Below are 26,445 nucleotides of genomic sequence, written 5' to 3'. Positions count from 1 at the left end.
GCATCGACCATGCGACGACGACGAGCCCTCACCGGTCGCGGCGCCGGAGCCCTCCTCGCCGCGCTCTGCTGCATGATCGCCGCCAACCTGCTGGGCACCCGCATCCTGCTGTACCTCGGCGTGCTGCTCGCGGCGGTCACGCTCTTCTCGCTCCTCGCCGTCAGACTGCCCAGGCGATCCGGCACCGTCACGAGGCAGATCTCCACCGACCTGCTGACGGTATCCGAGACGTCGCGCGTGACCGTGCGCTTCTCGCTGCGCGCGATCCGAATGCCTCGTGGGCTCTGGCACGATGTGCTCCCCGAGGCGGTGTCGGGAGACTCCGGCGGCGAATACCCCCCGGAGACCGGGCAGCTCAGCTATCTGATCACCGGCGTCAGACGAGGAGTGTGGCCGTTGGGCCCGCTGATGCTGCGCACCGTCGATCCGTTCGGCCTGGCCCAGCGCGAGCAGGCCTTCGGCGAGACGCGAAGCGTGACGGTCGTGCCGGAGGTGTTCGCCCTCGCTCCCCTCTCCGTGCGGGTCGGAGCGGCCGGCGGAACCGCGCACACCTCGTCGACCAGGCTCGGTCAGGGCAGTGACAACCTCTCCCCACGCGGATACATCCCCGGGGACTCGATGCGCCGCATCCACTGGCGCGCCACCGCGCACCGCGGCCAGCTCATGGTGCGCCAGGAGGAGGAGGAATCCAGCCCCGACGCGGTGGTCGTGCTCGACCGGAGCAGCCGCCGTTGGGACGCTCCGGGAAGCGACGTCGATCCGGCCTTCGAATCCGCGGTCTCGTTGTGCGCGTCCGCAGCCGTGCACCTCGCCTCCGAGGGCTACAGCGTCGACGTGATCGACAGCGCCGGCACACTGCTCGGGACCCTCCGCGGGCACGAGGACGACCGCGACAGCCTGCTCGCGACGCTCGCGATGGTCACCCCTCGCGGGGAGAGCCGTGATCTGATGGCGCTCATCGGAGGAACTCCGCCCGGCCCGCTGGTATACATCACCGGCCGCCTCGATGAGGAGGACGCCACGCTGCTGCGCTCCGCGGGCGCCGCCGCGCCCATGCTGTTCAGCACCGAACTGCTCCCGGGATCGACCGAGGCGGCCACCCGCCATGGCTGGACGGTCGCGCCGCTCGGAGACGACGTCTCCGCCGCCTGGGAGGACGCCGTCTCCGCACGGATCGGAGTCGGCGATGTTCCGCGCTGAGCACGCTCCGCCGAGCCCGGCCGCCGTCGTGAGCAGGCCGGCCTTCTGGCATCGCGACCACGACGATCCGGCCGGCGTCGTCGGTCCCGGGGCGCTCGCGGGGACGGCGGCGCTGGTGGCGATGTGGCCGTTCACCTCGGTGATCGGTCCCGGCGCGTGGTCGTTCATCGTGATCGCGATGATCGTCGTCGTCGCCGGAGCCGGAATGCTCACGAGGCATCTGCTGCGTCGCCGTGCCGCATGGGTGCAGGACCTCGCCACGCTCGCTGTGCAGATCGTGGTCGCCGTGGCCGTCCTGACCCTGCTCATCGCCGGCGACACGGCCCTCTTCGGCATCATCCCGACCTCGGAGACGCTGACGCTGTTCGGGGTGCTTGGCGCCTCCGCGGTCGAGTCTGTCGTGTTCGGGTCCGCTCCCCTGGATCCCTCCCCCGGTCTCGCCGCAGCGATGGGGGTCGGCTTCGCGGTGGTCGCCATCCTCCTCGACCACCTCGTGGCCCACCGGTCGGCCGTTCTGGCGGTGCTCCTGACCGGAGTCGTCGGTGCGGTGCCGATGATCGTGACACTCGGCGACACGAACGTCGTCTGGTTCGTGCTGTTCGGCGTGATCGCGCTTCTGCTGCTGCGTTTCACCGCGCGGAGGCACCCGGAATCCCCGCGCCGCTCCTCGACCTCGCTGGCCGTCGCGGTCGGTGCTGCCGCGCTCGCGACGACCGTGGCGATCGCCCCCCTGCTGCCCGTCACCGCGAGCCTCGCCGGCAACGGAACAGGGGTGACGGTCGACGCCTCGCTGCGCCTCGGAGACGATCTGCGACAGCCCAACCCGGTCGAGGTGCTCACCGTGGCCGCCAAGGGCGACACCGCGCCTTACCTGCGCCTGACCACGCTGTCCCGCTTCGACGGACGCATCTGGCAGCCCGACGACGGCGATCTGCAGGCCCAGGACGACGGGTTCGGCCCTCCGGAATGGGGCGAGGACATCGCGACGGAAGAGCAGAACACCTCGATCCGGGTGCTGCGGATGTCGAGCTCCTGGCTCCCCGTGCCGTACCCCGCCACCGCAGTGCAGGGTCTCAGCGACGCCTGGAGGGTCGCGCCGGACAACCGCACGCTCTACTCGCGAGGCGCCGATGCCGTCGGAAACGACTACACGGTGACCTCGACCCGGCTCATCCCCACGCTCGAGCAGATCCGTGCCGTCGAAGCAGCCCCGCCCGTCGTCGATCCCGAAGCCGAACCGGTCGAGCTGCCCGACATCATCGGCGAGCTCGCCGATGATGTGACCGCGTCGGCGAGCACCGACTACGACCGGCTCATCGCACTGCAGAACTGGTTCCGCTCGCAGTTCACCTATTCGCTGGAGACCCCGGTGGAAGAGGGCTTCGACGGGACGGGCGCCGACGCCGTCGCAGAGTTCCTCGACGTCCGTTCCGGATACTGCGTGCATTTCGCCGGCGCCTTCGCTCTGATGGCGGAGAGCCTCGACATGCAGGTGCGCATCGTGGTGGGTTATCTCCCCGGCTCCCTGACCGACGAGAAGCGCGGCAGCGAATCGGTGTTCTCGGTGACCAGCGACCGGCTGCACTCCTGGCCGGAGGTGCTGTTCCCCGGGATCGGATGGGTCGCCTTCGAGCCCACCGCCTCTCTGGGCGTGCCCACCGCTTTCCGTCCCGGAGTGACGCAGGGCGGCAGCTCCGGAACGCCGTCGACACCCGCACCGACCGCGGCTCCGCAGACCGAGCAGACGTCGGGACCGGAGATCGATCGCAGCGATCCCGGGGGCAACTCGGCCGGCAGCGACGAGCTGCGCCGCCTCGACCCGACGCCTGTCGTCTTCACGGTGTTCGGCATCGCCGTGGTTCTCCTGCTTCCCGCGCTGATCCGTCTCGCGGAACGCCGCACGCGACTGCGCAGAGCACGCCGTGGAGACGCCGCGGCCGCGTGGGCCGAGTTGCGGGACACGGTGATCGACCTGCAGATCCCCGTCTCCGACGCCGACACCCCCCGAGTGCGCGCAGCCGGTCTGGTGACGAAGCAGCATGTCCCGGCCGAGGCCATGCGACAGCTCACGGACGCGGTCGAGCGCTCGAACTACGCGCGGGCAGACGAGAGGACCGACGACCTCGCCGACGCTCTGCAGGAGGTGCTGACCGGCTTGCGACGGAGCGCCGATCGCAGGATGAGGGTGCAGGCGACGCTGCTGCCGCGTTCCCTCTACGCCCCACGTGCCGCGGAACCGGGAGTGACGGCCTGAGTCGTCACTCCGTGCTCGCCCCTCAGGCGGCGTGAGCGGTGCAGGGAACGGCGTCGCAGTCCTCGCACACGACGAACTGAGAACGACACGACAGGTCCGGACAGTTCGCGGTGCGCTTGGTCGGCGCACCGCATCCCACGCACTCCCCGATGACGGCTGCATGGTCGGAGAAGTCGACGGATCCTCGACCGTCGAACACGTACAGCGACCCGTCCCAGAGTCCGTCGTCGCCGAACTTCTCGCCGTAGCGGACGATGCCGCCTTCGAGCTGGTAGACCTCGCCGAACCCGCGGGCGGTCATCAGGCTGGACAGCACCTCGCAGCGGATGCCGCCGGTGCAGTACGTCACCACGGGCTTTCCCTTGAGGTCGTCGTAGATCCCCGAGTCGAGGAGTTCGACGAAGTCTCTGGTCGTCTCGGTGTCGGGCACGACCGCGCCGCGGAATCGCCCGATCTGCGCCTCGAGGGCGTTCCTCCCGTCGAAGAACACCACGTCGTCGCCACGTTCTTCCATGAGGCCGTGCAGTTCCTCCGGGGTCAACCGCGTGCCGCCGCCGATCACGCCGTCCGCGTCGACGCGAAGCTCACCCGGCGCTCCGAACGACACGATCTCGTCGCGCACCTTGACGCTGAGCTTCGGGAAGTCGAGGCTGCGGCCGTCGGCGTCCAGGCCGGTCCCCTCGCTCCACTTGATGTCGGCACCGGCGAACGGACGGTAGGACCGGAACGAACGCAGCCACTTCTTCAACGCGGTGATGTCGCCGCCGAGCGTGCCGTTGATGCCGTCCTTGGAGATGATCAGGCGTCCGCGCAGGCCCAGCGCCTCACCGAGGTCGCGCTGCCACACGCGGATCGCTTCGGGGTCGGCGAGAGGAGTGAACGCGTAGAAGAGGACGATCTTGGGGGTTGCCACCTAGGGATTTTACGTCGTCCGTCTCCGCAGCCCGCATTCCACGTCGCGCGGTCATCTCACGTCGCGGGACAGGAAAGCGGCTGCTCCCGCGATCAGTGCGGCGATCAGCCATCCGGCGGAGACCAGGAGGGCAACGGACCCGGTCAGCTCCTGCTGCGGCGCGATTCCCACCGCGCTCACGTCGAACCGGAAGGCTTCGAGCAGCGCGAGAAGCGGCAGATACGCGGCACCGGTGCTCCAGAGCATCGCGACGATGACCGCCACCCCCATCGAGAGAGCCGACACGAACAGCGCCGCGAGGTGGGCCTGCACGATGAGGCCGATACCCATCCCCCAGAGGGAGGCGAGCGCGCCGAGCACGAGGGTCGAGACGAGCACCGACCACTCCACCGGGAGTCCTCCCATGACGACCGTCAGCGCCGAGTGTCCGCCCATCACGGCCGCGAGCGCGACCACGCCACCGCCCACTGCACACGTGAGCATCCTGACCAGGAGCATCACCCACCGTCTCTGCACCGTCAGACGCTGCGCGACCACCCCGTCCCGACGGTCGATCGTGTAGCGGAATGAGCCGTAGACGGCGGCGAGGATCCCCGCGTAGGTCGCGAGGACGGTGCTGAGCGGGGCCGCCAGCTCCGCGCGGGCGTCGACGGAGGCGTTCGCGACATCGGACGGGATGCTCGCCGCCAGCGTGAGCGACATCGCGAACGCCGCGACCGCGACCCCGAGGAGGACGACGTCGCCCGCGAGGCTGCGCGTCTGAGCTCGCAGCGCACGACCGATCACGCAGCGCTCCGGCGTCCTCGGATCCAGGCGACGGCGAGCAGGCCGAGCGTCCATGCGAGCCCGATGACGACGGCGGGTGCGAGCTCCAGCAGTCTGCCCTGGTATCCGGGAACACCGATGGCGGCGATCGCCAGGCCGGGCGAGAACTTCGCGACCTCCGGTGCCGTGCGCAGCAGCGCGAACTCCAGCGCCATCGGGAAGACCAGGACGATGATCGCCGTCGCATAGTAGTTCTGCGTGATCCAGCCGACCGCGCCGCCGATGAGCGCACCGAGGACAACGCCGACCATGGCACCCGCGTAGATGCGCCACGCCTGGTCGGTGAGAGTCGGCGCCACACCGTCCTGGGCCAGGAAGACGAAGACGCCCGCCGTCCACAGCACGAAGACGCAGAGCGACAGGATGACGGCCACGGCCACCCCTGCCACGAGCTTTCCCCCGAAGGCTCGCCGGAAGCCGACCGCGGTGAGCGTCCTGGCCATCGACGCGTAGTAGTACTCCCGAGTCACCGCATAGGCGCTCACGAACGCCGCGGAGATCACCGACCACGCCAGCGGTTCGAGCAGACGGGCTGTCGCCACGCCGGCTGAGACGCCCTCGAGGTCGAAGCGCGAGCCGTCGGAGAAGAGCACGAACAGCGGCATGAGCACGGCGACGAGATAGACGGCGAGGACCGACGGCCCGCTCACGGACCGCAACATCTCTCCCTGGATGACACCTCTCATGCGGACGCCCCCTCGACGAGGTCGAAGTACCGGCTCTCGAGCGAATCGACGTCTCCCGCCACGAGGTCGCTGAGCGGCCCGGCGAAGAGCGCGCGACGTTTGATGACCACGACCTGGTCGACGACCTGTTCGAGTTCCAGGAGCTGATGGCTGGAGACCAGGACCGTCCCTCCCCGCGCGACGAAGTCACGGAGGAAGAGTCGGAGCCAGCGGATGCCGTCGGGATCGAGGCCGTTCGCCGGTTCGTCGAGGATGAGGATGCGTGGGGAGCCGATCAGCGCGGTCGCCAGCCCGAGTCGCTGCGTCATTCCTGTCGAGAAGGCCTTCACCCGACGACGGGCATCGTCGGCGAGTCCGACCTCTTCGAGCACCTCGTCCACGCGTCGACGGGGCGCGCCCGCCGCGAGTCGGGAGATCTCCAGGTGCCGCCGTGCGGTGATGCCCGGTTCGAAGCCGAAGCCGTCCATATGCACTCCGACGCGCGACGCCGGATCGCGCAGCGCCGCGAACGGCTCCCCGTCGATCAGGCAGTCGCCGCTCGTCGGTCTGAGCAGTCCGACGATCGCCCGCAGGGTCGTCGACTTGCCCGCACCGTTCGGGCCGAGCAGACCGACGATCGAGCCGCGCGGCACGGCGAAGGACAGGTCCTCGACCGCCGCCCGATGCCCGAACCTCTTGGTGAGCGCTCGTACCTCGATCGCATGCTGGTTCGTGTTCATTGCCTCTCCTCCTCTTCTGCCCACAGGGGCGACAGCGGGGCCACCACACCCCTCGTCCAGAGCATCTGCCACACGTTGGTCGTTCCGAGCTCGATACGGGCCTGACCCGTCGACGGGAGTCTCCGGTCTGAAGACTCCACGTCGACGGCCCCGACGATCACGGCGGGAACGGTCAGTCCCTCGGCTCTGATCGGGAACAGAGCATCCGCAGGAACCGTGGTCGGTTGCGGCGGCTGGGGGTGGACGGTGCCCATCCCCAGCGGTTCGTTCATGAGGATGCCGCGGCTGCTCAACCGCACGCGGGCGCCGTCGGGCACCTCGACCGCGATCCCCTCGCCTCCTTGGACGAGACTCACCCGACCGTCGTCGGAGATGAACCCGAACGTCGCCGTCGCGGGGACGGGCACCAGCGCGCCGGTGATCACGACCGACGTGGCCAGGGCGACGCTCACTCCGACGACGCGGATTCGGGAGACACCGGATCGCAGCACGCGGGAGAGGGCGCGCAGCAGCAGGCCGCAACCCACGAGGAGGACGACGGCTTCGAGCGCGACCACGAACAGACCGAGCACCGGTCCCCCGTCGGCGAGCGCGTGCACCGTCCTGGTCACCACGAGCACGACCATGGCGACCGGGGCGAGGAGACTCGCGAGACCGAACGGCACACTCCACCACGTCTGCACGCTCCGGTCCGCTCGTGCCCCGCCGAACAGTCGGCGGCTCAGCGCGTTCGCACCGTCGCCGATCGTCCTGGCGCGGAGGTTCGGCGTGTCGAGGGCGTTCATCAGGGCGATGTAGCCGTCGAATCGCACGAACGGAATGAGGTTCACGAGCACGATGACGACGCAGGACGTCGTCAGAAGCAGCAGCACGTCGCGGACCGTGGACCGGGGCACGGCGAGCGCGAGCAGCACCGCGACCGCTGCCACGACGGCGTGCACCGCCGGACCTGCGAGTGCGACTGCCACGCGGTGCCGTCGGTCGGCGAGACGCCATCCGTCCGTGACGTCGACGAAGAACGCGGGCGTGAGATAGAAGATCATGAATCCGGCTCGTCGGGGACTGCCGCCGAACCGGGTGAGGGTGAGCCCGTGGGCGCCCTCGTGGAGCAGGGTGATGAGCGAGAGCAGGGCGATCAGCGTCAGCACCGCGCCCAGCGGCAGCGGCCGAGTGAGGACGTCTCGCAGTGCGCCTGCCTGCAGGACCGCGGCCACCAGCCCGGCGCAGAGGAGCACGGCAAGAGTTGCCAGAAGCACGCGAGAGGACGGGCGGAAGACTGCTCCGTCGAGATGTGCGAAGAGGGCGGGCGCGCGAAGGGTCGCGAACTGCAGGGTGAACGGCGGCCGGTAGCTGATGCGCCCCGGCACGCGCTTCGCACCGCCCTCGAGGAGTCCGTTGTCCCGGAACCGTCCGACCAGTCGCAGAAAGCTCTCTGGCGATTCCGCTGCGGCGAACCGTCCGTGCAGGGTCTGCACCGTGGTCGCACCGTCCATCGCCGTGAGCAGTTCGATGACCGCGGACGACACCCTCGACGACGGCACCCCGTCGACGACGGCGATCCACGCCGCGTCCTCGCCCGTGCTCTCGAAGACGATGCCGGGGGCCAGCCGCGGACGCGTGTCGGCTCCGAGCGGCGCCGTCACCGCGGATGCCCGCCTGCGAGAGAACTTCCGAAGAGCGATCGTCATCCCGTACCTCCCGGGGAACGACGTCGCGAGGTCGTGAGCAGGAGGATGTCCGTTCCCCCCGGCGAACGGACGGGAGCGACATCGGGCACGGCGAATCCGGCCTCGACGAGTTCGCTCGAGAGGACCTCGTGACCGAGCACGTGCAAGCGGCTCGTGAGCACGGGCACCGATGCACCGGCGGCGATGTCGGACGCGCGAACCCAGTTGACCACGCGGACGGCGCCGTCTTCCTCGATCTGCTGCGAGAAGACGTAGGTGTCCGTTCCGGCGGGTCCGGGGACCTCGATCTCCTGGTCTCTCGCCGACGCCAGGCTCTCCGCCGCGGCACCACCCGCGACGGTCAGCGCGAAGACCCCGTCCGGGGTGAGGTGCTCATGCACGCGCGCGAACAGCAGCGACCGATCCTCGCGGTCGAGCAGGGTCACGGAGGTTGCACCGAGCACGATGAGCCCGTAGTGGCGTCCCAGGCTGAAGTCCCGCATGTCCGCCACGACACAGTCGAGCCTCGGGTGGTCGGGCATGGCACGACGCAGGTGCGAGAGCATGTCGCGCGAGGTGTCGATCGCGGTCACCTGCTTGCCAGACCTCAGCAGCGGGATCGTCAGTCGCCCGCTCCCCGCCGCGATGTCGAGCACGGGGTCGGCCGTGAGCCTCGCGAGCGCCAGCACCTCGCGGACCTCCACGCGGTCAGGGCCGACGAGACGCTCGTAGAAGTCCGTGCCCGGCCCGGTGTACAGGTCGAGCGGCTGCGCCACGGCATCGGCGTCGTCGAGCAGTGCCGACACGGAGTCGGTGATCAGGTCTGACATTCGGTGCTGGCCTCTCTGGGGTCGAAGGGGAAGTGCGGGCGAGGCGCCCCGCCCGCACTCCGGTCAGGTCGCGATGGCTGCCGCCCCGCCGATGATGGCGATGATGTAGCTCGCGTGCTCCCACCATTCGGTGGGCGCGTCGATCTGTTCGAGTTCCGAGAACTCCAGCGACGTCGTCTGCACAGTGCACCTCCTTCGATTGGTCTGTTCGGCGGCTGTTCAGGTCAGAGCGAGAATTCCGATGATGACGCCCACGGCGAAACCCCGCAGGTAGTCATCGGTGTCGTTCAGCGCGTCCATGGCTTCGAGCTCTGTGAACTCGAGCGTCGGCATTGCGGCTTGCATGTTTCCTCCTCTCCGGTGTCGATCACCGCGTCCGGGTCGATCAGGTGGCCGCGGCCGCGCCGATCCCGATCAGGACCAGAGCTCCGATCACGCCCTGATAGAAGCTGTCCCAGCTGGGCGCCTCCATCGCGTCCAGCTCCTGGAACTGGATCGTCTGCGTGTTCTCCTTCATTCACTTCACCTCCTTCGGCTCGAACGTCAGGGGTCGGCGACCCGCACCGACCGTGTGGCTGCTCCAGCGGGAATCGCGGAGCACATCGTGGAAGTCGCCTTCGACCAGCCCGGGGAGCATCGGTCGACGATTGCCCCAGGCCCGCTCCGTGGCGAGGGCGATGTGGCGCAGCTCGTGGTCTGCGGGACGCGACGGACGTGGGATCCGCCATCGCTCGACGAGCGCCGCGATTCCGATGGCCGGGTCGACCGGCAGGTCGACCACGCCGGCGACCTCGGTCCAGAAGCGCGCGAGGCTGCGTGCGTCACCCCAGCGTGAATCTCCCGCACCGATTCGCCCCCACACGGCGCTGACCACCGCCGCTGTCGCGACCATCTTGCGCACGCCCAGGCGGAACGCCACCTCGTTCGCGAGGTACCAGTGGCGTGCGCTGAAGGGATCGCCTCCGCGCAGCGCCGATGTGCGCTGGGTGGCGGCGCTGAGTCGTGCCAGACGCAGCCGTCCCGCGGCCGAGGCGGAGTCGCGGGTCGCCGCCACGAGGAGTTCCCTGCCGAGGACACGCGCGTCCCCGCATGCTCTGGCGGTTCGTCGCGGACTCGTGGAGGCACCGGCAACACGGAGGAACGCCTCCAGCGCCCCCTCGGTCACCGCCGTGGAGGGGAGGGAGCTCAGCTGACGCGGATCGAGGAGGGCGTGCCGAGGTCGCAGCGCACGCCCGACGATGAGACGGTAGCCGTGCTCGTTCTCGAGCACGCCGACGCTGTTCGTCTCGGACGACGTGCCGAGCGTGGTCGGGACGGCCAGGAGGTCGACGGCCGGCGCCGCGTCGGGCAGCACGGTGAGGGCGGACCGCGACGCGTGGCCGATGGCGTAGTCGAGCATCCGTCGAGACACGAGCACGAGCGCGGCGATCTTGCTCGCATCGAGGACGCTCCCACCCCCGACCGCCACGATCCTGCGCGGCGGTCGGCGGACGATCTGCCGTGCGATCTCCCGTACGGTCGTCACGTCCGCCCGCTGCGCGTCGACGTCGATCCTCTGTGCCGAGCGTCCGGCCAGGTGCGACGACGGGACGGCCGAGTCCGCGATCACGAGCGTGTCGTGTCCTGCAGTGAGGCGCGCGATCGTGCGCGGCGCGATCCCCTCTCCGTGCCAGAGCGTCGGCACACGAGCCGAGAAGTCCGCGATCATGCCGCTGCACCCCGCACGTGGGCGAGTCCCGCTCGCACCGCGGTCTCGGTCTCGCGGAGCTCTGACGCGTCGAACCCGTACGCCGGGATCAGCTCGATGGAGCTCGGGCCCGGCTGCACGAGCACACCGCAGCGGGCGATGGCCGAGACGACCTCCAGCACCTGCGGGCCGGACAGCCCGGTTCCGTCGGCGTTCTGCAGGCCCAGTCCGACGAAGCACCCGCTTCCGGTGGTCTCGGTCACCACGCCATCCGCCGTCAACCGCGCGGCCAGGTCCCACACGTCGATCGCGAGCGCCCGGGTGACTGCTTCCACGTCGATGCGGCGCAGTTCCTCGATCACCGCGACGATCGCCGCGGCGCATGCCGGTGTGCCGGCCTGTGTCTCACCGTGGACGAACGTCCACCCGCCTCGCGTGAAAGCACTGGCGATGCGCGGACCGACCAGCAGGGTGGCTGCACCCATCACCCCGTTGGTCAGCGCTTTCGAGAGGATGAGCACGTCGGGCGGCGCAGCCCACCTGTCGGTGGCGAGCATCGTCCCGGTGCGACCGAATCCGGTCGCGACCTCATCTGCGACGATCAGGAATCCATACCGCTCGCGCAGGGCGAGGAGGTGCTCGATGAACGCATCAGAGAGCGCATAGGCGCCGCTGCCGAGCACCGGCTCCACGACGACGGACGCCACTCTGGTGCCTTCCCGCTGCAGCAGCGCGGCCAACTCCTCTCCGTCGTCGGCGTGCGAGACGTGCCGGACCGAGCGACGATCGACGCCGTAGACGGACTGCAGCAGGTCGTCCCCGCTGAGCACGTGGCTGCCGTACATCGTGCCGTGGTAGCTGCCTTTCAGTCCCACCACGAGCGACCGTGCACCCGAACCGGTCTGCGCCCAGTACTGCCGCGCGAGCTTCATGGCCGCGTCGTTCGCCGCACCGCCCGAGGTGGAGAAGATGACGCGGTCATACCGATCAGGGCCCGCGAGTTCGATGAGGGCGTCGGACGCGTCCTCGGCATAGCGATGCGGCGCCCGGAACAGCGACAGGTACGACGCGTCATGGGTGGCTCTGGCCACTGCCTCGCCGATCGCCGGGTTGCCGAACCCGAGCGGTACGTTCCAGAGTCCGCTCGTGGCGCACAGCCGCGTCGAGCCGTCGGCGAACTCGATCCGGTGTCCGGCCGCGCCGACGGCGACGCGATCCGGCGTGAACGTCGTATCCGCCGGCAGCATCGATGTCCAGAGGGCATGCGGCGCACTCATCGCGGGTCCTCCCCCAGAACGTGGCCGGCGAGCGGTGTGCCGCAGTGGATCCCCAGAGCGATGACCGCCTCGCGGCACAGCACCCTCGCATGGTCGTCGGGGATGCCGAGCATCGTCGCCACGCGGCCGGTCGCACGGTCGAGGGTGCGGGAGGTCTGGGTGAGCGCCACGACGACGGCCGTCTGCGGCGACAACAGCTGACGGCGCAGAGTCGTCGTGTCCGCGAGCAGGAAGCCTTCCGGGGTCTCGAGGAGGAAAGGGTCGGATGTCCGGGGCTCGGCGTCGGCGAGGTCGTCTTCCACGAGCTGCCAGCCGAAGCCGGAGATCCTCGCCGTCCCGTTCGCGAGGCGGAGCATCTTGATGAGATCGGTGGCACCGAGGTAGCGACCGATCCACGCACGAGCCGCGAGGTCCCCGGCGATCCGCTCCCGCGGTGCGATGCCGGCGAGAGAGGCCGCGCGCGGCAGAGGGGTGGAGAGGATCACCGGCAGGTCAGCGCCCTCTCCGATCACCTCGCCCTGCACGCCCGCTCTGACGAGTCCGTCCTCGCCGATCCGCAACGCGCTCGGGACAGCGGAACCGTGAGGCGCCGAGAGCGTGTTCCGATCGGCCAGGAGCACGCGCGGGTCGATCAACGCCGTCGGGAACACCCCCGTGTCCCGCGCGAGCTCGGCGTCATCGAGGAAGGCCTGCCAGCTGGAGGCGTCGAAGAACCGGACGGCCGTGGGTCCGATGATCTGGATGAACGCGGCAGCGACGTAATCCTGGAGTTCGACGCCGCGCTCACCGAAGAACACCTCGTCCCCGACGTCGCGTACGGCACCGCTGTACCTGCCCACGCCGGCGGCACCAGCCCACGGCTGGGCGTCCTCCGGCAGCAGGATCAGGTCGTCACCGCCCGCCACGCGGCGGATCGCATCCGTCTCGGCGCCGGGTTCCACGAGGAAGATCCGAGAGTGCCGCTCTCGCTCCCCGGTGATCCATTCCCGGAAGGCCCGCGCCCCGAGGAGGTGCGGGTCCGTCGCGCTCTGCCCGCGCATCAGGAGGCGGCCCGAGAGTTCGCGCCGAGATCGATCCCCGCATCGCGCAGCTGTTCTCGGAGTCGGTGCATCAGTGGCACGATTCCCGTCGGCCGCACGCCGAGTTCGAAGGCCAGCAGGCCCGTCGCCGATGACTCGTCGCCGGTGGCCATCAGGCATTCGGCTGCCCGCGCGGCATCGATTCCGAGCCGGACACGCACGCGGCGATGCGGATCGAGCAGGAGGTACTCCGCTCCGTCGCCGGTCATGAGGAGAGGAGCGTCGGGCGACACCACCACGGGAAACGCGGCGCTCTCATCCAGGGCTCTGATGAGGTGTCCGCCGAAGCCCGAGACGCTCGGACGGCCGTGGCTCCCGCCCCACTCCCGCAGTGCATCGAGCGCTGCCAGGTAGCGCCCGAACCACGGGCGGTCGTCGAGGTCGGCGTCGAGCACGCGGGGGTCGATGATCCGGGCGAACGACCTTCCGCGCACTGGTCCTTCCGCAGCGGCCTGGATCTCCGCTCTCGCGTCGCCCGCGTGGCCGAGCAGCGCTCCGTCCGGGCCGTCGCGATACTCTCCGTCCGCCGTCACGTGCACGCGGATCAGACCGCCTCCGGTCGGACCGGTGGAGAGGAACGATGCACGGGACTCCAGCGCCGCGATCGGGCTCAGCAGCTGGCCGACGAAGATCCCGTCCTCCCTGGCCGTGTCGGCGTCGCCGAGGAAGGCGGCGAGTCCTTCGGCGCTGCCCTGCCGGATGACGGTGGGCGAGACGATCGAGAGGAACGGCGCTGCGACATACTCCTGCAGCTCGACCACATGATGTCCGTCGAGGACGAGCCGATCACCCGGCTCGCGGAAGCGACCGCCGTACTCCACGACGTTCCCCGGTGCGCAGGATGTCGAGCCCGAGGGCGTGAAGACGATGTCGCTCGGCCCCGCCGCTCGGAGCACGTCGGCCAGCTGGGTCCCGGATTCGAGGAAGAACACCGCTCCGCTGACGAGCGTGCGCCTTCCGCTCACATACTGCTCGAAGGCCGTCGCGGTGCGCTGGCTGCTTCTCGTCGTCGTCGAACTCGCCTGCATACTTCCCCCAGAGAAACCTCGTATCGCGATCGAAGGCGATACGTCCTCACATGAGGCCATCCAGGTGACGTCTGACGTGCAATATTTCACATCGATGGATGTTCACCGGGAGATGCGCACCCTGTCACGCGGGCCCCCGCGCATCGGATAGGATGGACAGGTTGTTCCTTGGTGACGTGTCCGAGCGGCCGAAGGAGCACGCTTGGAAAGCGTGTGTTGTGCAAGCAACCGCGGGTTCGAATCCCGCCGTCACCGCCGAAAACGAGAAAAGCCTCCGCGCCAGCGGGGGCTTTTCTCGTTTTCGTCGAGCACTGGGGATTCGGGGAGGAGCGAGCGCAGCGAGCACCGGAGTCCCGCCATCACCGTCGAGAACGAGAAGAGCCTCCGCGCCGGCGGGGGCTCTTCTCGTGACGCGCCCGGTCTGCCGGTCAGCCGTCGAAGCGCACGCCGTAGATCTGTCCGCCCGGTTCCGCCGGCAGCCGCGTCATGCCGAGGCGCTCGTAGAAGGCGGCTGCTCCCGTGTTGTTCGGGTCGATGCCGAGGTGCAGGCCGCGCACTCCGCGTCGGGTCAGCTCGGCGAACAGCGTCTCGATGAGTCGGCGTCCGAGTCCCTGCCCCTGAGTCTCCGGAAGCAGGTCGATGTGCAGGTGGGCGGGGTGGTCGACGACGTTCGGCTCGATACCGGCCGCGCGGCTGTACCCGTAGTCGATCATCCTGTCCTCGCGGGTGACGATCTCGGCCGGTCGCGGGTAGCGATCCTCGAGGGTGGGCCACCACTCCTCCCGGAACCACGTGTAGAAGGCGTCGGTGTCGTCGGTCGCCACGATGTAGCCGATCGTCCGCTCATCGTCGCTCTCGACCACCCACGCGAGGTCGGGATGACGCTCGGCGTACGGCACGGCGAACAGGTCGCCCCACAGCGAGTCGTCGGAGAGGACGCCGGTGGCATCCGCTCCGGCATCGGCCGTCTTCACGCAGATCTCGTACAGCGCGGCACGATCGGTGGGGCGGTACGGACGGATGCGAGACAAGACGACTCCTCTGGAGGGGACAGGTCCCCTCAGCCTATCGGCGCCTCGACCGCCGGCTTCCTCTGCTGCACCCACGGAAGCAGCCAGGCGGCGAGCACAAGCACGACGCCGGCTCCGACGAGTGCGCCGCCGAGGGTGTCGCTGGCCCAGTGCACGGAGAGGAATGTTCGCGACAGCGCCATCGCGAGGATCCACGCCGCACCGACGATCGCCACCCAGACCCGCGGGAACAGGACCCAGAGCACGAGGGCGATGGTCGCGGCGTTCGCGGTATGCCCTGAGGGGAAGGACCCGTAGTCGCTCACCACGAGCATGTCGTCTGGTCGAGCGCGGCCGAACAGCTGCTTCAGCACCTGCACACCGGCGGCACTCGCGGCGAAGCACAGCGCGGCGAACAGCGCACTGCGCCACCGACGCGCCAGCACGAGCACCAGGATCGCCAGCAACGGCACCCCGAAGATCGCGACCCATCCCCCGCCGACCCAGTTCAGGACGAGGGCGAAGTCGACCATCCAGTCGGCCCTCGCTCCCGCGATGGTGTTGTTCCACCAATTGTCGAAGCCCGGCGTCTGCGGGTAGGCGAACACCACCACGGCGCCGAGAACCGTCGCGAGCGCGAGGAGGCCCACTCCCCACCACAGCAGCATCCGCCTGTTCATCGTCCTATTCTGTCGGACGATGTCTGAACACTCAGGGAGCGAGCATCCCGACCGTGCGCGGGCGGACCACGAACCAGAGCGACAGGATGCCGATCGCGGCGCAGCCGACCATGACGGAGGCCATGGTGGTCGCCGTGATCCCCGCGTCATGCGAGAGCCAGCCCACGACCGGCGAGATCAGTCCGGCGACACCGAAGTTCGTCGCGCCGATGATCGATGCGGCGGTCCCTGCGGCCTTCCCGTGGCGGTCGAGCGCGAGGACCTGCACGTTGGGGAACGTGAATCCGCACGCCGTCATGAACACGAACAGCGGGACGACCGTGCCCCACAGTCCGAGACCGAGCTGATCGGTGACGATGATCGCCACTCCCGCGAGGAGCAGCACCGCGGTCGAGTAGGCCATGACCCACTGCGGCCCGAACCTCGCGGCAAGACGCGACGCGGTCTGCACACCGACGACGACGCCGAGCGAGTTCACCGCGAACAGCAGACCGTACTGCTGAGCATCGAGTCCGTGCGTCACCTGGAACAGGAAGGGCGACGCGGACAGGTATGAGAACAGACCGGAGAACGTCATCCCGCCGATCACGAGCACGCCCAGGAACACCCGATCGGACAGCACAGAACGGTACCGCTGCAGCATGGTGGCTCCACCGCGGTCCTGACGACGGGCGACGGGGAGCGTCTCGGGGATGAACAGGATCGTGGTCAGCAGCATCACGATGCCGTAGGCCGCGAGCACCCCGAAGATACCCCGCCACGGCATGAGCGTGAGCAGCCAGGAGCCGATGAGCGGTGCGATGACCGGAGCGACGCCGGAGACCAGGGCGAGGCGGGAGAGCATGACGACGAGTCGACGCCCGCCGAAGAGGTCGCGCACGATGGCCATGGCCACGACTCCTCCGGCCGCGGCACCGACGCCCATGAGTACGCGGGCCACGCTGAGCAGCCCGAGGTCAGGCGCGAGAGCCGCCCCGACGCTCGCGAGCACGTGCAGCGCGGTGACCGTGATCAGCGGCACCCGGCGCCCGACCTTGTCGCTGAGCGGGCCGACCACGAGCTGACCGAGCGCGAAGCCGATCATCGTTCCGGTCAGGGTCAGCTGGATGGCGGCGGCCGTGGTCTGGAAGTCCTGTTCCAGCACCGGGAAGGCGGGCAGGTACAGGTCGATCGTGAACGGGCCGAGCGCGGTGAGCGCGCCCAGCAGGATGATGTACAGAGTGCGACGGCCGAGGGAGATCGCGTCGCCGGGGTGCAGCATGATCGGGGCGGTCGCGGGGTTCGCGCCGAGGGTGCGGATGGCGCCGGTCGCGTTCGGGATGCGGATGCTTCCCGTCGCGGTGCGTTCCGGTGCCGGTGCCTGCGGTTCGACGGCGGAGTCCTCCGCCTTCACGACGGGGAGGGAATCAGTGCGGGGAGCGTCGGACACGACGTCCTTCCAGAGTTCAGGGGGGTGCATCGGTCGAATCGTTTCGGCCGGGGGAACCCCCCATGCTACCGCCGTCCCGCCCCGGTCCGTCCACGGGAGGACGGAGAACGCACCCCCGCGATTCGCGGAGGTGCGTCTCGGAGTCGGTCCCGTCAGCGCGCGACGCGATCGAGCGCCTGCTCGAGGTCGGTGATCAGGTCTCCCACGTCTTCGATACCCACAGAGAGTCGCACGATGTTCTCCGGGACGGCGAGCTCGGTGCCCCGCACGGATGCATGGGTCATGTCCGGCGGATATCCGATCAGGGACTCGACACCGCCGAGCGACTCCGCGAGCTGGAACACCGAGGTGCTCTCGACGAAGGCGCGTGCCGCATCGGCGCCGGCGGCGAGACCGAACGACAGCATCCCGCCGAAGGCGCTCATCTGCTTCGCCGCGATCTCGTGGCCGGGGTGCGAGGCGAGCCCGGGGAAGTACACCTGCGCGAACTCCGGACGCGCCTGCGCCCACTCGGCGATGGCCTGCGCGTTCTCGGAGTGCTGACGCATCCGCAGGGCGAGGGTCTTGATACCGCGGGTCGTGAGCCAGGCGTCCAGCGGGGCGGAGACGGCACCGACCGCGAACTGCTGGAACTTCACCTGCTCGAAGAACCGATCGTCGGCGAACACGACCGCACCGCCGAGCACGTCCGAGTGGCCGCCCAGGTACTTGGTGGTGGAGTGCACGACCACATCGGCGCCGAGCGAGAGCGGCTGCTGCAGCGCCGGCGAGGCGAAGGTGTTGTCGACGACGACCGTGAGACCCGCCGCATGGGCGACCTCGGCGATCTGGGCGATGTCGACGATCTTCAGGAGCGGATTGCTCGGGGTCTCCAGCCAGACGATCTTCGTCTCGGGGCGGATGGCGGCACGGAGCGCGTCGATGTCGGCGAGCTCGACCGTCGTGGTCTCGATGCCCCAGGGTGCCAGCACCCGGGTCAGGAGCCGGTAGGTTCCGCCGTACACATCGTTGCCGAGCAGGACGTGGTCCCCCGGCTTGAGGATCCCGCGCAGCAGCGCGTCCTCCGCCGCGAGCCCCGAGGCGAACGACAGCGCGCTCGCACCTCCCTCGAGAGCCGCGAGCTGCGTCTCGAGCGAGGAACGCGTGGGGTTTCCCGCGCGGTTGTACTCGTACCCGGAGCGCAGGCCGCCGACGCTGTCCTGCACGTGCGTCGAGGACTGGTAGATCGGCGGGATGATGGCGCCCGTGACGGGGTCTGGCGCTTGTCCTGCGTGGATGGCTCGGGTGGCGAAGGCGTGATCGGACATGTCTCTCAGCCTACGTGCGCCCTCGCGGGGACGGCCTTCCGGTTACGTCCCGGGTCAGGCGGCATCCCGGCTTCCCTCAGCGTGACAGGTACGCCAGCAGATCCTGACGCGTGAGCACCGTGTGCGGCTTGCCGTCTTCGGTCACCAGCAGCGCGTCGGCATCCGCGAGCGCTGCCTTGGCCTGGGCGATCGAGGTGTGGATGCCGACGAGCGGCAGCCTCTCTCCCACGTGCGCCCCCACGGCGTCGGTCGCGTTCGCCTCACCGCGGAACAGGAGGTCGAGCAGTCCCTTCTCGTCGACGGTGCCGACCACCTCACCCATCATCACGGGCGGCTCGGCGCTCAGCACGACCAGCTGCGAGACGTCGTACTCGGTCATCATGCCGATGGCCTCGAGCACGGTGTCCGTCGGATGGGCGTGCACGAGGTCGGGGATGCCCGCCCCCTGTCGTGACGGGCGTGCGGCGAGCACATCGGCGACGGTCTCGCCCTCCTCCAGCTCGCTGAAGCCGTAGGAGCGCATCCATCCGTCGTTGAAGATCTTGCCCAGGTAGCCGCGTCCGCCGTCGGGGAGCAGCACGACCACCACAGCGTCCGCGGGCAGATCCCGCGCGACGCGCAGGGCACCGACCACGGCCATGCCGCTGGATCCGCCGACGAGGATGCCCTCCTCGCGGGCCAGCCGTCGGGTCATGGCGAAGGCCTCCGCGTCGCCGACCGCCACGATCTCGTGCGGCACGGTCGGATCGTAGGCACCGGGCCAGATGTCCTCGCCCACGCCCTCGACCAGATACGGGCGACCGGTCCCGCCGCTGTAGACGCTCCCCTCGGGGTCGACTCCGACGATGCGCACACGTCCGTCCGAGACCTCACGCAGGTACCGACCCGTGCCTGTGATCGTGCCGCCCGTGCCGACTCCTGCGACGAAGTGGGTGACCTCGCCGTCGGTGTCGCGCCAGATCTCCGGCCCCGTCGTCTCGTAGTGGCTGCGTGGGCCGTTCGGGTTCTCGTACTGGTTGGGCTTGAACGCCCCGGGGATCTCGCGTGCCAGCCGGTCGCTCACGCTGTAATAGGACTCCGGACTGTCGGGGGCTACCGAGGTCGGCGTCACGACGATCTCGGCGCCGTAGGCCCGCAACACGTCGATCTTGTCCTCGCCGACCTTGTCCGGCAGCACGAAGACGCAGCTGTAGCCGCGCTGCTGGGCGACGAGCGCCAGCCCCACTCCGGTATTGCCGCTGGTCGCCTCGACGATCGTGCCCCCGGGCTTCAGATCGCCCGATGCCTCTGCGGCATCGATGATCCGCGCGGCGATGCGATCCTTCGACGACCCGCCGGGGTTCAGGTACTCCAGCTTCACGAGCACCGTGCACGCCACACCCTCGGTGACGTGATTCAGCTTCACGAGGGGCGTGTCGCCGACGAGGTCGACGATCGAGTCTGCGTACTTCATGACTTCAGGGTAGACGTGCGGATGCCGCGACCGGGGTTGTGTTGCACCCGACCGCGGCATCCGTTCTCTCGCGAGGCTCCCGGTGTCGCCCGTCAGCCCTTCGTCGATCCCGCGAGCAGGCCGCGGACGAAGTAGCGCTGCAGAGCGAAGAACACGATCAGCGGCACGATGATCGACACGAAGGCGCCCGCCGTGAGCAGATACCAGTCGTTTCCTCTCGTTCCGGTGATCTCGGCCAGCAGCTTCGTGATCGGCGCCGCAGCTCCATCCGCGAACACCAATCCGACGAGAAGATCGTTCCAGACCCACAGGAACTGGAAGATCGCGACGGACGCGATCGCCGGCATCGTCAGCGGCAGCACCACGCGGAAGAAGATCTGGCCGCGGGACGCACCGTCGACGCGGGCCGCCTCGATGATCTCCCCCGGTATCTCCGACATGAAGTTGTGCAGCAGGTAGATCGCCAGCGGCAGAGCGAACATGGTGTGCGCGATCCACACCTGCGCGTAGCCGTCCGACGCTCCGAGCGGCTGCGTGACCTGGAGGCCGAAGAGGTTGATCCCTCGCGAGAACGAACTCAGCAGCGGTACCAGCGCCATCTGGATCGGCACGATCTGCAGGGCGAACACGAAGATGAACAGCGCGTTGCGGCCCTTGAAATCGATCCACGCGAACGCATAGGCAGCCATCGCGGCGATCATCAGCGGCACGAGCGTGGCCGGGATCGTGATCGCGATCGAGTTGACGAACGACTCCAGGATCGTGAGCTGCGTCGTTCCCGACTGCAGCACGTCGACGTAGTTCTCGAGCGTCACCTGCGGATCGGCGAAGAACGTCCACCATCCGCTCGACTGGATCTGATCGCGCGGTCGGAACGAGGAGATGAACAGCCCGAGCGTCGGGATCGTCCAGAGCACCGCGATCACGATGGAGGCGACGGACGCCCAGGGGCGCGACAGCTTCTTGCGAGCGCGTCCGGCGGAGCCTTCGATGCCGCCTCCGGTCGTGATCGCGCGGGTGCTGACAGCGGTTTCGGACTTCACGGTGTCGGTCATCGGATCTCCCGCTGCTTCTTGATCTGGCGTGCGTTGTAGATGACGATCGGCAGCACCAGGATGAACAGGATCACGGAGAGCGCGGCACTGCGTCCGGCCTCGAACTTCGAGAACTGCGTGTACATCTCGTTCGCGAGCACGGAGGTGCCGTAGTTGCCGGCGGTCATCGTCCTGACGATGTCGAACACCTTCAGCGAGGCGATGGAGATCGTCGTCAGCACCACGATCAGGGCGGGGCGGATGGAGGGGATCGTCACCGAGATGAAGCGCTCCCAGGCGTTCGCACCGTCGAGTTCCGCCGCTTCCAGCAGCTCCTGCGGCACGCCCTTGATCGACGCGGACAGCAGCACCATGGCGAAGCCGGTCTGCACCCAGATGAGCACGACGATCAGGAACAGCGTGTTCCACGGCTCGTTCAGCAGCCACTGCTGCGGCTCACCGCCGAACCACACCATGATCTGGTTCAGCAGACCGATCTGCTCGAACTGGGGCCCGCGGTACTCGTACATGAACCGCCAGATGATGCCGGCGCCGACGAACGAGATCGCCATGGGCATGAACACGAGGACCTTGTAGATCTTCTCGCCTCGGGTGCGGTCGATGAACACCGCATAGGCGAGACCGACGATGGTCGACACGGTCGGAACGAGCAGCACCCAGATGATCGTGTTGACGACCGAGGTGATGCCGTCGGACTGAGTGAAGATCCACAGGTAGTTGGCGAAACCGACGAAGTCCTTGCCCGACGAGTTCAGGAAGGACGAATACATCGTCTGGATCGACGGCAGGATCAGGCCGACGAGCAGAAGCAGGATGGCAGGTGCCATGAAGGCGACGAGCTGGATCAGATAGCCGGCGCCGTCGCGTGATCGATAGTCCAGCCAGAAGAACAGAGCTCCGACCGCGACAGCCACTCCCATCGCCCAGTAGTAGGAGTTGAAGAACCACATCACGGCGAACGGGATGAGTAGGCACATCGCCAGCCGGATGCCGGTGTACAGCGCTCCCCTGCGTGGAGCGATGTCCACGAGGAACAGGATCAGTGCCACGACCACCGCGAATGCGATGACGACGGCGACCGCCTGCAGGATCGGCGGGAGCGAGCCGATCCACTGGAAGAAAATAGTCGCGTTCACGGATTCCCCTTCATCACGCGGAGCGTAACGACGACCGCGCATCGGCGTGCGGCGTCGAGAGATGAGGAGGGCTGCCTCCCAGAGGGCAGCCCTCCCCGTCTATCAGCTGGCGGGCCAGCCCGTCTGGATCTGCGTGAGGACGTCGTCCGTGGGTGTGCCGTTGACCCAGGCGACGATGCCCTTCCAGAACGTGCCGGCGCCGACGGCACCCGGCATCAGGTCGGACGCGTCGAAGCGGAAGGTGGTGTCCGGGTCCTGGAGGATCTTGATGGTCTCCTGCAGGATCGGGTCCTTCGCGTTCGCGGGGTCGAGCCCGTTGTTGGCCGAGGTCACGCCGCCGAGGCTGACGCGGCTGTTCGCCCACTCGGGGCTGGAGAGGTACTCGAGCACCTTCTGCGTGGCCTCGGAGTCGCTGAAGGCTCCGACGATCTCACCCGCGCCGGTCACGGCCTTGTCGTCCGCGGTCTCACCCGGGAGCATGAAGGCCCAGACGTCGCCGTCCTCCGCGATCTTCGTGCCGTCGGGGAAGAAGCCCGAGAGGAACGAGGCCTGGTGGGTCAGCGCGCACTCGCCACCGGCGAGCTTGGGCGCGACGTCACCGAACGCGGTGGAGTTGATCGAGCGGACGTCACCGAAGCCGGCGTTCACGTTCGTCGGGTTCAGCAGGATCTCGCCGACCGAGTCGAACGCTTGCTTGATCTGCGGGTCGGTGAACTTGACCTCGTTGGTGACCCACTGGTCGTAGACGTCCGGCCCCGACTGACGCAGCACGTAGTCCTCGACCCAGTCCGTCCCCGGCCAACCGGTCGCGGTGCCCGACTCGAAGCCGGCGCACCAGGCGGGGGTGCCCGTCGCAGCCTGGATCGTGTCGGTGAGGGCGCTCATCTCGTCGAGCGTGGTCGGAACCTCGACGCCCCATTCCTTGAACTTCGCGGGCGAGTACCAGATCCACCCCTTGACGTTGGCCATGAGCGGGGCGCCGTAGAAGGTGCCGTCGACCGTGCCGTAGTTGACCCAGTCCTCGGTCCAGTACTCGTTGGCGTTCTTCTCGACCGCTTCCGGAGCGGGCTTCAGGTAGTCACGGTCGGCGAAGTCCTTGAACAGACCCGGCTGCGGGAAGATCGCGATGTCCGGCGGGTTGCCGCCCTGTGCGCGGGTGCCGAGCTGCGTCTCGAAGTCCTGGCTGCCCTCGTACTTGATCGTGATGCCGTTCTCGTCGGCCCAGTCCTTCCAGGACTCCTGGAGGAGCTTCGCCTCATCGTCGACGATCGTTCCGTAGATCGTGACGGTGGCATCGCCTCCGTCACCTCCCCCGGTGCTCGGTGCTCCACCGGGAGCCCCGCATCCGGCGAGCGCGATGCCCGCGACCCCCAGCAGGGCGAGCGGCGCGTAACGCCGGGAACGCTGTGACAGAGCCATGTGAATTCTCCTCTTCGAGTACAGGTTCCCGGCTGGTGCGATGCCACCCCGGGGCGTCGTTAGGGAACCGATTCCAGGCCAACCTACTGGCGATCAGCATCACCGCACAACACGCTAGGGTCACAAGCTCGCAACCATTCGCGGCGCTTGCCAGCCGTGCATGGGAGCGCTCCCTCGTTGAACGCCTGGAACCGGTTCCTTTTTTGCGTGCCGGCGGCTACGCTGTGACGCGGCGCGCACCCTGCGCCGGGTCCACGCATCCGCGTGATCAGGTCGAGGAGGACCGATGAGCACGATCGCGGACGTCGCGTCACGTGCTGGCGTGTCGAAGGCCACCGCGAGCCGCGCGCTGAGCGGCCGCGGCTACGTGTCGGAAGGCACCAGGCAGCGCGTCGCGGACGCTGCGCGCGAACTCTCCTACGTCGCCCACTCATCTGCGACGAGCCTGGCGACGGGACGCACCCGGACCGTCGGGATCGTCATGCCGCCCGTGGACCGGTGGTTCTTCGCCGAGTTGCTCGCGGGAGTGCAGGAGTCGCTCTTCGCCCTCGACTACGACCTGTCGCTGTACGGGGTGCCCGAGGGATCGACGACCAGAGAGCGACTGTTCGAGAATGTTCTCCCGGGCCGCCGCTTCGACGGCATCATCGCCGTCGGCATCCAACCGAGCGCCCGTGAACTCGAGCGGCTGCAGCAGACGGGGCGTCCGCTCGTCAGCGTGGGGCCCTACAGCGAGGGATCGAGCGCCGTCTCGATCGACGACACCGCCGCTGCGCGCATCGCCACCGAGCACCTCATCGAGCTCGGACACACCGACATCGCCTTCGTCGGCGGATCGACGGATGCGGCGGAGCTGAGCTTCGGCGATGCACAGCGACTCGACGGCTACCGGGGCGCCCTGCAGGCCGCGGGTCTCTCGGGACGCGCCCGCATCGCTGGCGCGGCCCCGACCATGCCCGGCGGCTATACGGCTGCGGCCGGGCTGCTCGGCGATCGACGCGGTCGTCCGACCGCGATCGTCGGAGTGTGCGACGAGGCGGCGATCGGCGCGATCATCGCGGCCCGACGGCTGGGGATCGCCGTGCCGACGGAACTCAGCGTCGTCGGCATAGACGACCACGAACACGCCGACATGTTCGCTCTGACCACGATCGGACAGTCGCCCCGCGACCAGGGCCATGAGGCCGTTCGTCTGCTGACCAGACAGATGGAGGACCCGGACGCTCCACTCGAGCGTGTCGACGCCGCATCCGCCCTCGTGGTTCGCAGCTCCACGGCTCCCCCGCGCTGAGCTCGCAGGGCGACGACATGGCAGCGTCGAGACCTGCGGGGCGCCGTGACGGAGACCGGTGCGGGCGACCGGGAACGTGTGGAACGCCGGGAACGCGCAGCCATGGAATGCACGAAGGCCCCGGGCGAACCCGGGGCCTTCGATCAGAAACGCGTGAGCGTCGCGATTACTTGAGGGTAACCGTTGCGCCTGCCTCTTCGAGAGCAGCCTTGGCCTTCTCGGCGGTCTCCTTGTTGGCGCCCTCGAGGACGGCCTTCGGGGCACCGTCGACGACAGCCTTGGCCTCGCCGAGACCCAGCGAGGTGAGCTCGCGGACGGTCTTGATGACCTGGATCTTCTTGTCGCCAGCAGCCTCGAGGATGACGTCGAAGGAGTCCTTCTCTTCCTCGGCCTCAGCGGCACCTGCGCCACCCGCAGCGCCGGCGACGGCGACGGGAGCGGCAGCGGTGACCTCGAACTTCTCCTCGAACGCCTTCACGAAGTCGTTGAGCTCGATGAGGGTCAGGCCGGCGAACTGCTCGAGCAGTTCCTCGGTGGAAAGCTTCGCCATGATGTATCTCCTAGATAGATGGGGTTTGTAGACGAGATCGCCGGTCGCTTACGCGGCCTCTGCGGTCTCCAGCTTTTCGCGAAGAGCATCGATGGTGGCCGCGGCCTTGCCCATCGTCGCCTTCATCATGCCCGCAGCCTTCGCCAGCAGAACCTCACGGCTCTCCAGCGCGGCGTACTTGTTGACCTCGTCCGCGGTGAGGGCGTTGCCCTCGAAGATGCCGGACTTGATCACGAGAAGCGGGTTGGCCTTGGCGAAGTCACGCAGAGCCTTGGCGGTGGCGACGAAGTCACCGTGCACGAACGCGACAGCCGACGGACCCTTGAGGTCGTCGTCCAGCGCGGAGATGCCAGCCTTGTTGGCGGCGATCTTGGTCAGCGTGTTCTTCACCACGGCGTACTCAGCGTCCTGACGGATGCTGTTGCGCAGCTCCTTGAGCTGGGCAACCGTCAGACCGCGGTACTCGGTCAGCAGAACGGCAGTCGAGTTCTCGAATGACTTCGTGAGCTCGGCGACCGATGCATCCTTCTGCGCCATGGTCACTCCTTGGTGTGTACGAGGCGCCGCACGGTGGTGAGGCGCCGACCTGGACCACCTGCAAAGAGAAAAGCTCCGGCGCAAGCGCACGGAGCTTTGGAAAGTTCGTGTCCTGCGCGGGCCCCTGCTTTGCAGAGCTTCGATCCTGTGCACTCACGCGCACACGATGACCAGCGGTCTTCGGTTCCCCATAACTCCGGCATCCCGACTGCTCCCCCAAATCGGGGCGGTTCGGGCTTCGCGCCTGGCCCGCAGGATCTCGCCGAGCACACGGGATCCTGCCGAGCGCACGGGAACTTCGCGTCAACAAGCGGTGCGCCCGGCAATTACCCGTGCAGTCAACGGATCCGCGATTCCCCGCGCATCCCATCACGGCGGGCTGATCCCGAAGGATTCGAGTCGCCTCCCGAGCG

26 protein-coding genes and 1 tRNA gene are annotated in these 26,445 nt (G+C 68.5%); 4 read left to right on the top strand and 23 right to left on the bottom strand.

The genetic code is table 11. The features are described 5' to 3' along the window. Positions 1-9 precede the first annotated feature (9 nt). Complete coding sequence (locus tag RN51_RS01970) at positions 10-1,200, top strand: DUF58 domain-containing protein (RefSeq protein WP_045262369.1); 1,191 nt, start codon at positions 10-12, stop codon at positions 1,198-1,200. Next, complete coding sequence (locus RN51_RS01965) at positions 1,187-3,454, top strand: transglutaminaseTgpA domain-containing protein (protein WP_045262368.1); 2,268 nt, start codon at positions 1,187-1,189, stop codon at positions 3,452-3,454. The genes RN51_RS01970 and RN51_RS01965 overlap by 14 nt, the downstream gene beginning before the upstream one ends. A gap of 22 nt (positions 3,455-3,476) precedes the next feature. Here the strand turns inward: RN51_RS01965 and RN51_RS01960 are convergent, their stop codons facing one another. The 13 genes from RN51_RS01960 to mpaB (RN51_RS01915) form a co-directional block, all read right to left on the bottom strand. Continuing rightward, positions 3,477-4,367, bottom strand: a complete 891-nt coding sequence (locus RN51_RS01960) for a rhodanese-related sulfurtransferase (protein ID WP_045262367.1) — start codon at positions 4,365-4,367, stop codon at positions 3,477-3,479. A gap of 51 nt (positions 4,368-4,418) precedes the next feature. After that, positions 4,419-5,153: a hypothetical protein gene (locus RN51_RS01955; protein WP_045262366.1), complete on the bottom strand. Its 735-nt coding sequence runs from the start codon at positions 5,151-5,153 to the stop codon at positions 4,419-4,421. Beyond that, the gene (locus RN51_RS01950) at positions 5,150-5,878 is read right to left on the bottom strand and encodes a hypothetical protein (protein WP_045262365.1); all 729 of its coding nucleotides are present in this window, start codon (positions 5,876-5,878) and stop codon (positions 5,150-5,152) included. Before RN51_RS01950 ends, RN51_RS01955 begins: the two co-directional genes overlap by 4 nt. Then, a complete protein-coding gene (locus tag RN51_RS01945; protein ID WP_045262364.1) occupies positions 5,875-6,597 on the bottom strand; it encodes an ATP-binding cassette domain-containing protein in 723 nt (240 codons plus the stop codon). The genes RN51_RS01950 and RN51_RS01945 overlap by 4 nt, the downstream gene beginning before the upstream one ends. After that, on the bottom strand, positions 6,594-8,285 hold the full coding sequence (mpaP, locus tag RN51_RS17895; RefSeq protein WP_052674540.1) for a daptide biosynthesis intramembrane metalloprotease: 1,692 nt from the start codon (positions 8,283-8,285) through the stop codon (positions 6,594-6,596). Before mpaP ends, RN51_RS01945 begins: the two co-directional genes overlap by 4 nt. Then, entirely contained in the window at positions 8,282-9,094 is an 813-nt protein-coding gene (gene mpaM, locus RN51_RS01935) for a daptide-type RiPP biosynthesis methyltransferase (protein WP_045262363.1), read from the bottom strand. The genes mpaP and mpaM overlap by 4 nt, the downstream gene beginning before the upstream one ends. 63 nt (positions 9,095-9,157) lie before the next feature. Further along, entirely contained in the window at positions 9,158-9,277 is a 120-nt protein-coding gene (gene mpaA3, locus RN51_RS18820; protein ID WP_307723493.1) for an MpaA3 family daptide-type RiPP, read from the bottom strand. Between the two features lie 36 nt (positions 9,278-9,313). Then, a complete protein-coding gene (mpaA2, locus tag RN51_RS18780; RefSeq protein ID WP_269430482.1) occupies positions 9,314-9,439 on the bottom strand; it encodes an MpaA2 family daptide-type RiPP in 126 nt (41 codons plus the stop codon). A 40-nt stretch (positions 9,440-9,479) separates the two neighbouring features. Continuing rightward, positions 9,480-9,611 carry an MpaA1 family daptide-type RiPP gene (mpaA1, locus tag RN51_RS18775; RefSeq protein ID WP_269430481.1) on the bottom strand — a complete coding sequence of 44 codons (132 nt, stop codon included), beginning with the start codon at positions 9,609-9,611 and terminating at the stop codon, positions 9,480-9,482. Further along, positions 9,612-10,802, bottom strand: a complete 1,191-nt coding sequence (gene mpaC / locus RN51_RS01930) for a daptide-type RiPP biosynthesis dehydogenase (RefSeq protein ID WP_045262362.1) — start codon at positions 10,800-10,802, stop codon at positions 9,612-9,614. Then, positions 10,799-12,058: a daptide-type RiPP biosynthesis aminotransferase gene (mpaD, locus tag RN51_RS01925; protein WP_052674539.1), complete on the bottom strand. Its 1,260-nt coding sequence runs from the start codon at positions 12,056-12,058 to the stop codon at positions 10,799-10,801. Before mpaD ends, mpaC begins: the two co-directional genes overlap by 4 nt. Continuing rightward, positions 12,055-13,098 carry a daptide biosynthesis RiPP recognition protein gene (mpaB, locus tag RN51_RS01920; protein ID WP_045262361.1) on the bottom strand — a complete coding sequence of 348 codons (1,044 nt, stop codon included), beginning with the start codon at positions 13,096-13,098 and terminating at the stop codon, positions 12,055-12,057. The genes mpaD and mpaB (RN51_RS01920) overlap by 4 nt, the downstream gene beginning before the upstream one ends. Continuing rightward, entirely contained in the window at positions 13,098-14,165 is a 1,068-nt protein-coding gene (gene mpaB, locus RN51_RS01915) for a daptide biosynthesis RiPP recognition protein (RefSeq protein WP_045262360.1), read from the bottom strand. The genes mpaB (RN51_RS01920) and mpaB (RN51_RS01915) overlap by 1 nt, the downstream gene beginning before the upstream one ends. A gap of 170 nt (positions 14,166-14,335) precedes the next feature. Between mpaB (RN51_RS01915) and RN51_RS01910 the strand changes: the two genes are divergently transcribed. Then, positions 14,336-14,420: transfer RNA gene (locus RN51_RS01910), tRNA-Ser, on the top strand. Between the two features lie 173 nt (positions 14,421-14,593). Here the strand turns inward: RN51_RS01910 and RN51_RS01905 are convergent. The 8 genes from RN51_RS01905 to RN51_RS01870 form a co-directional block, all read right to left on the bottom strand. Further along, the gene (locus RN51_RS01905) at positions 14,594-15,196 is read right to left on the bottom strand and encodes a GNAT family N-acetyltransferase (RefSeq protein WP_045262359.1); all 603 of its coding nucleotides are present in this window, start codon (positions 15,194-15,196) and stop codon (positions 14,594-14,596) included. A 29-nt stretch (positions 15,197-15,225) separates the two neighbouring features. Further along, the gene (locus RN51_RS01900; protein ID WP_045262358.1) at positions 15,226-15,855 is read right to left on the bottom strand and encodes a phosphatase PAP2 family protein; all 630 of its coding nucleotides are present in this window, start codon (positions 15,853-15,855) and stop codon (positions 15,226-15,228) included. A 31-nt stretch (positions 15,856-15,886) separates the two neighbouring features. Continuing rightward, positions 15,887-17,314 carry a multidrug effflux MFS transporter gene (locus tag RN51_RS01895; RefSeq protein WP_419865789.1) on the bottom strand — a complete coding sequence of 476 codons (1,428 nt, stop codon included), beginning with the start codon at positions 17,312-17,314 and terminating at the stop codon, positions 15,887-15,889. Positions 17,315-17,436: 122 nt separating this feature from the next. After that, positions 17,437-18,591: a cystathionine gamma-synthase gene (locus tag RN51_RS01890; RefSeq protein WP_045262357.1), complete on the bottom strand. Its 1,155-nt coding sequence runs from the start codon at positions 18,589-18,591 to the stop codon at positions 17,437-17,439. Positions 18,592-18,667: 76 nt separating this feature from the next. Further along, positions 18,668-20,044, bottom strand: coding sequence for a cystathionine beta-synthase (locus RN51_RS01885; protein ID WP_045262356.1), 1,377 nt, complete (start codon positions 20,042-20,044; stop codon positions 18,668-18,670). A 92-nt stretch (positions 20,045-20,136) separates the two neighbouring features. Further along, positions 20,137-21,099, bottom strand: coding sequence for a carbohydrate ABC transporter permease (locus RN51_RS01880; protein ID WP_045262355.1), 963 nt, complete (start codon positions 21,097-21,099; stop codon positions 20,137-20,139). Further along, positions 21,096-22,235 (bottom strand): carbohydrate ABC transporter permease, encoded by a 1,140-nt coding sequence (locus tag RN51_RS01875; protein ID WP_197073161.1) that lies wholly within the window; start codon positions 22,233-22,235, stop codon positions 21,096-21,098. The genes RN51_RS01880 and RN51_RS01875 overlap by 4 nt, the downstream gene beginning before the upstream one ends. A gap of 102 nt (positions 22,236-22,337) precedes the next feature. Then, positions 22,338-23,654: an ABC transporter substrate-binding protein gene (locus RN51_RS01870; RefSeq protein ID WP_045262353.1), complete on the bottom strand. Its 1,317-nt coding sequence runs from the start codon at positions 23,652-23,654 to the stop codon at positions 22,338-22,340. A gap of 286 nt (positions 23,655-23,940) precedes the next feature. Between RN51_RS01870 and RN51_RS01865 the strand changes: the two genes are divergently transcribed. Continuing rightward, positions 23,941-24,945, top strand: coding sequence for a LacI family DNA-binding transcriptional regulator (locus RN51_RS01865; RefSeq protein WP_045262352.1), 1,005 nt, complete (start codon positions 23,941-23,943; stop codon positions 24,943-24,945). A gap of 166 nt (positions 24,946-25,111) precedes the next feature. Here RN51_RS01865 and rplL read toward each other — a convergent pair whose 3' ends face one another. Together rplL and rplJ are read right to left on the bottom strand one after the other, a co-directional pair. Then, entirely contained in the window at positions 25,112-25,495 is a 384-nt protein-coding gene (gene rplL, locus RN51_RS01860; protein WP_045262351.1) for a 50S ribosomal protein L7/L12, read from the bottom strand. 48 nt (positions 25,496-25,543) lie between these two features. After that, positions 25,544-26,032: a 50S ribosomal protein L10 gene (gene rplJ, locus RN51_RS01855; RefSeq protein WP_017829129.1), complete on the bottom strand. Its 489-nt coding sequence runs from the start codon at positions 26,030-26,032 to the stop codon at positions 25,544-25,546. Positions 26,033-26,445 lie beyond the last annotated feature (413 nt).

It is taken from the genome of Microbacterium oxydans, assembly GCF_000956405.1.
GTDB lineage: Bacteria > Actinomycetota > Actinomycetes > Actinomycetales > Microbacteriaceae > Microbacterium > Microbacterium oxydans_C.
This window is presented reverse-complemented; position numbering and strand designations above follow the sequence as displayed.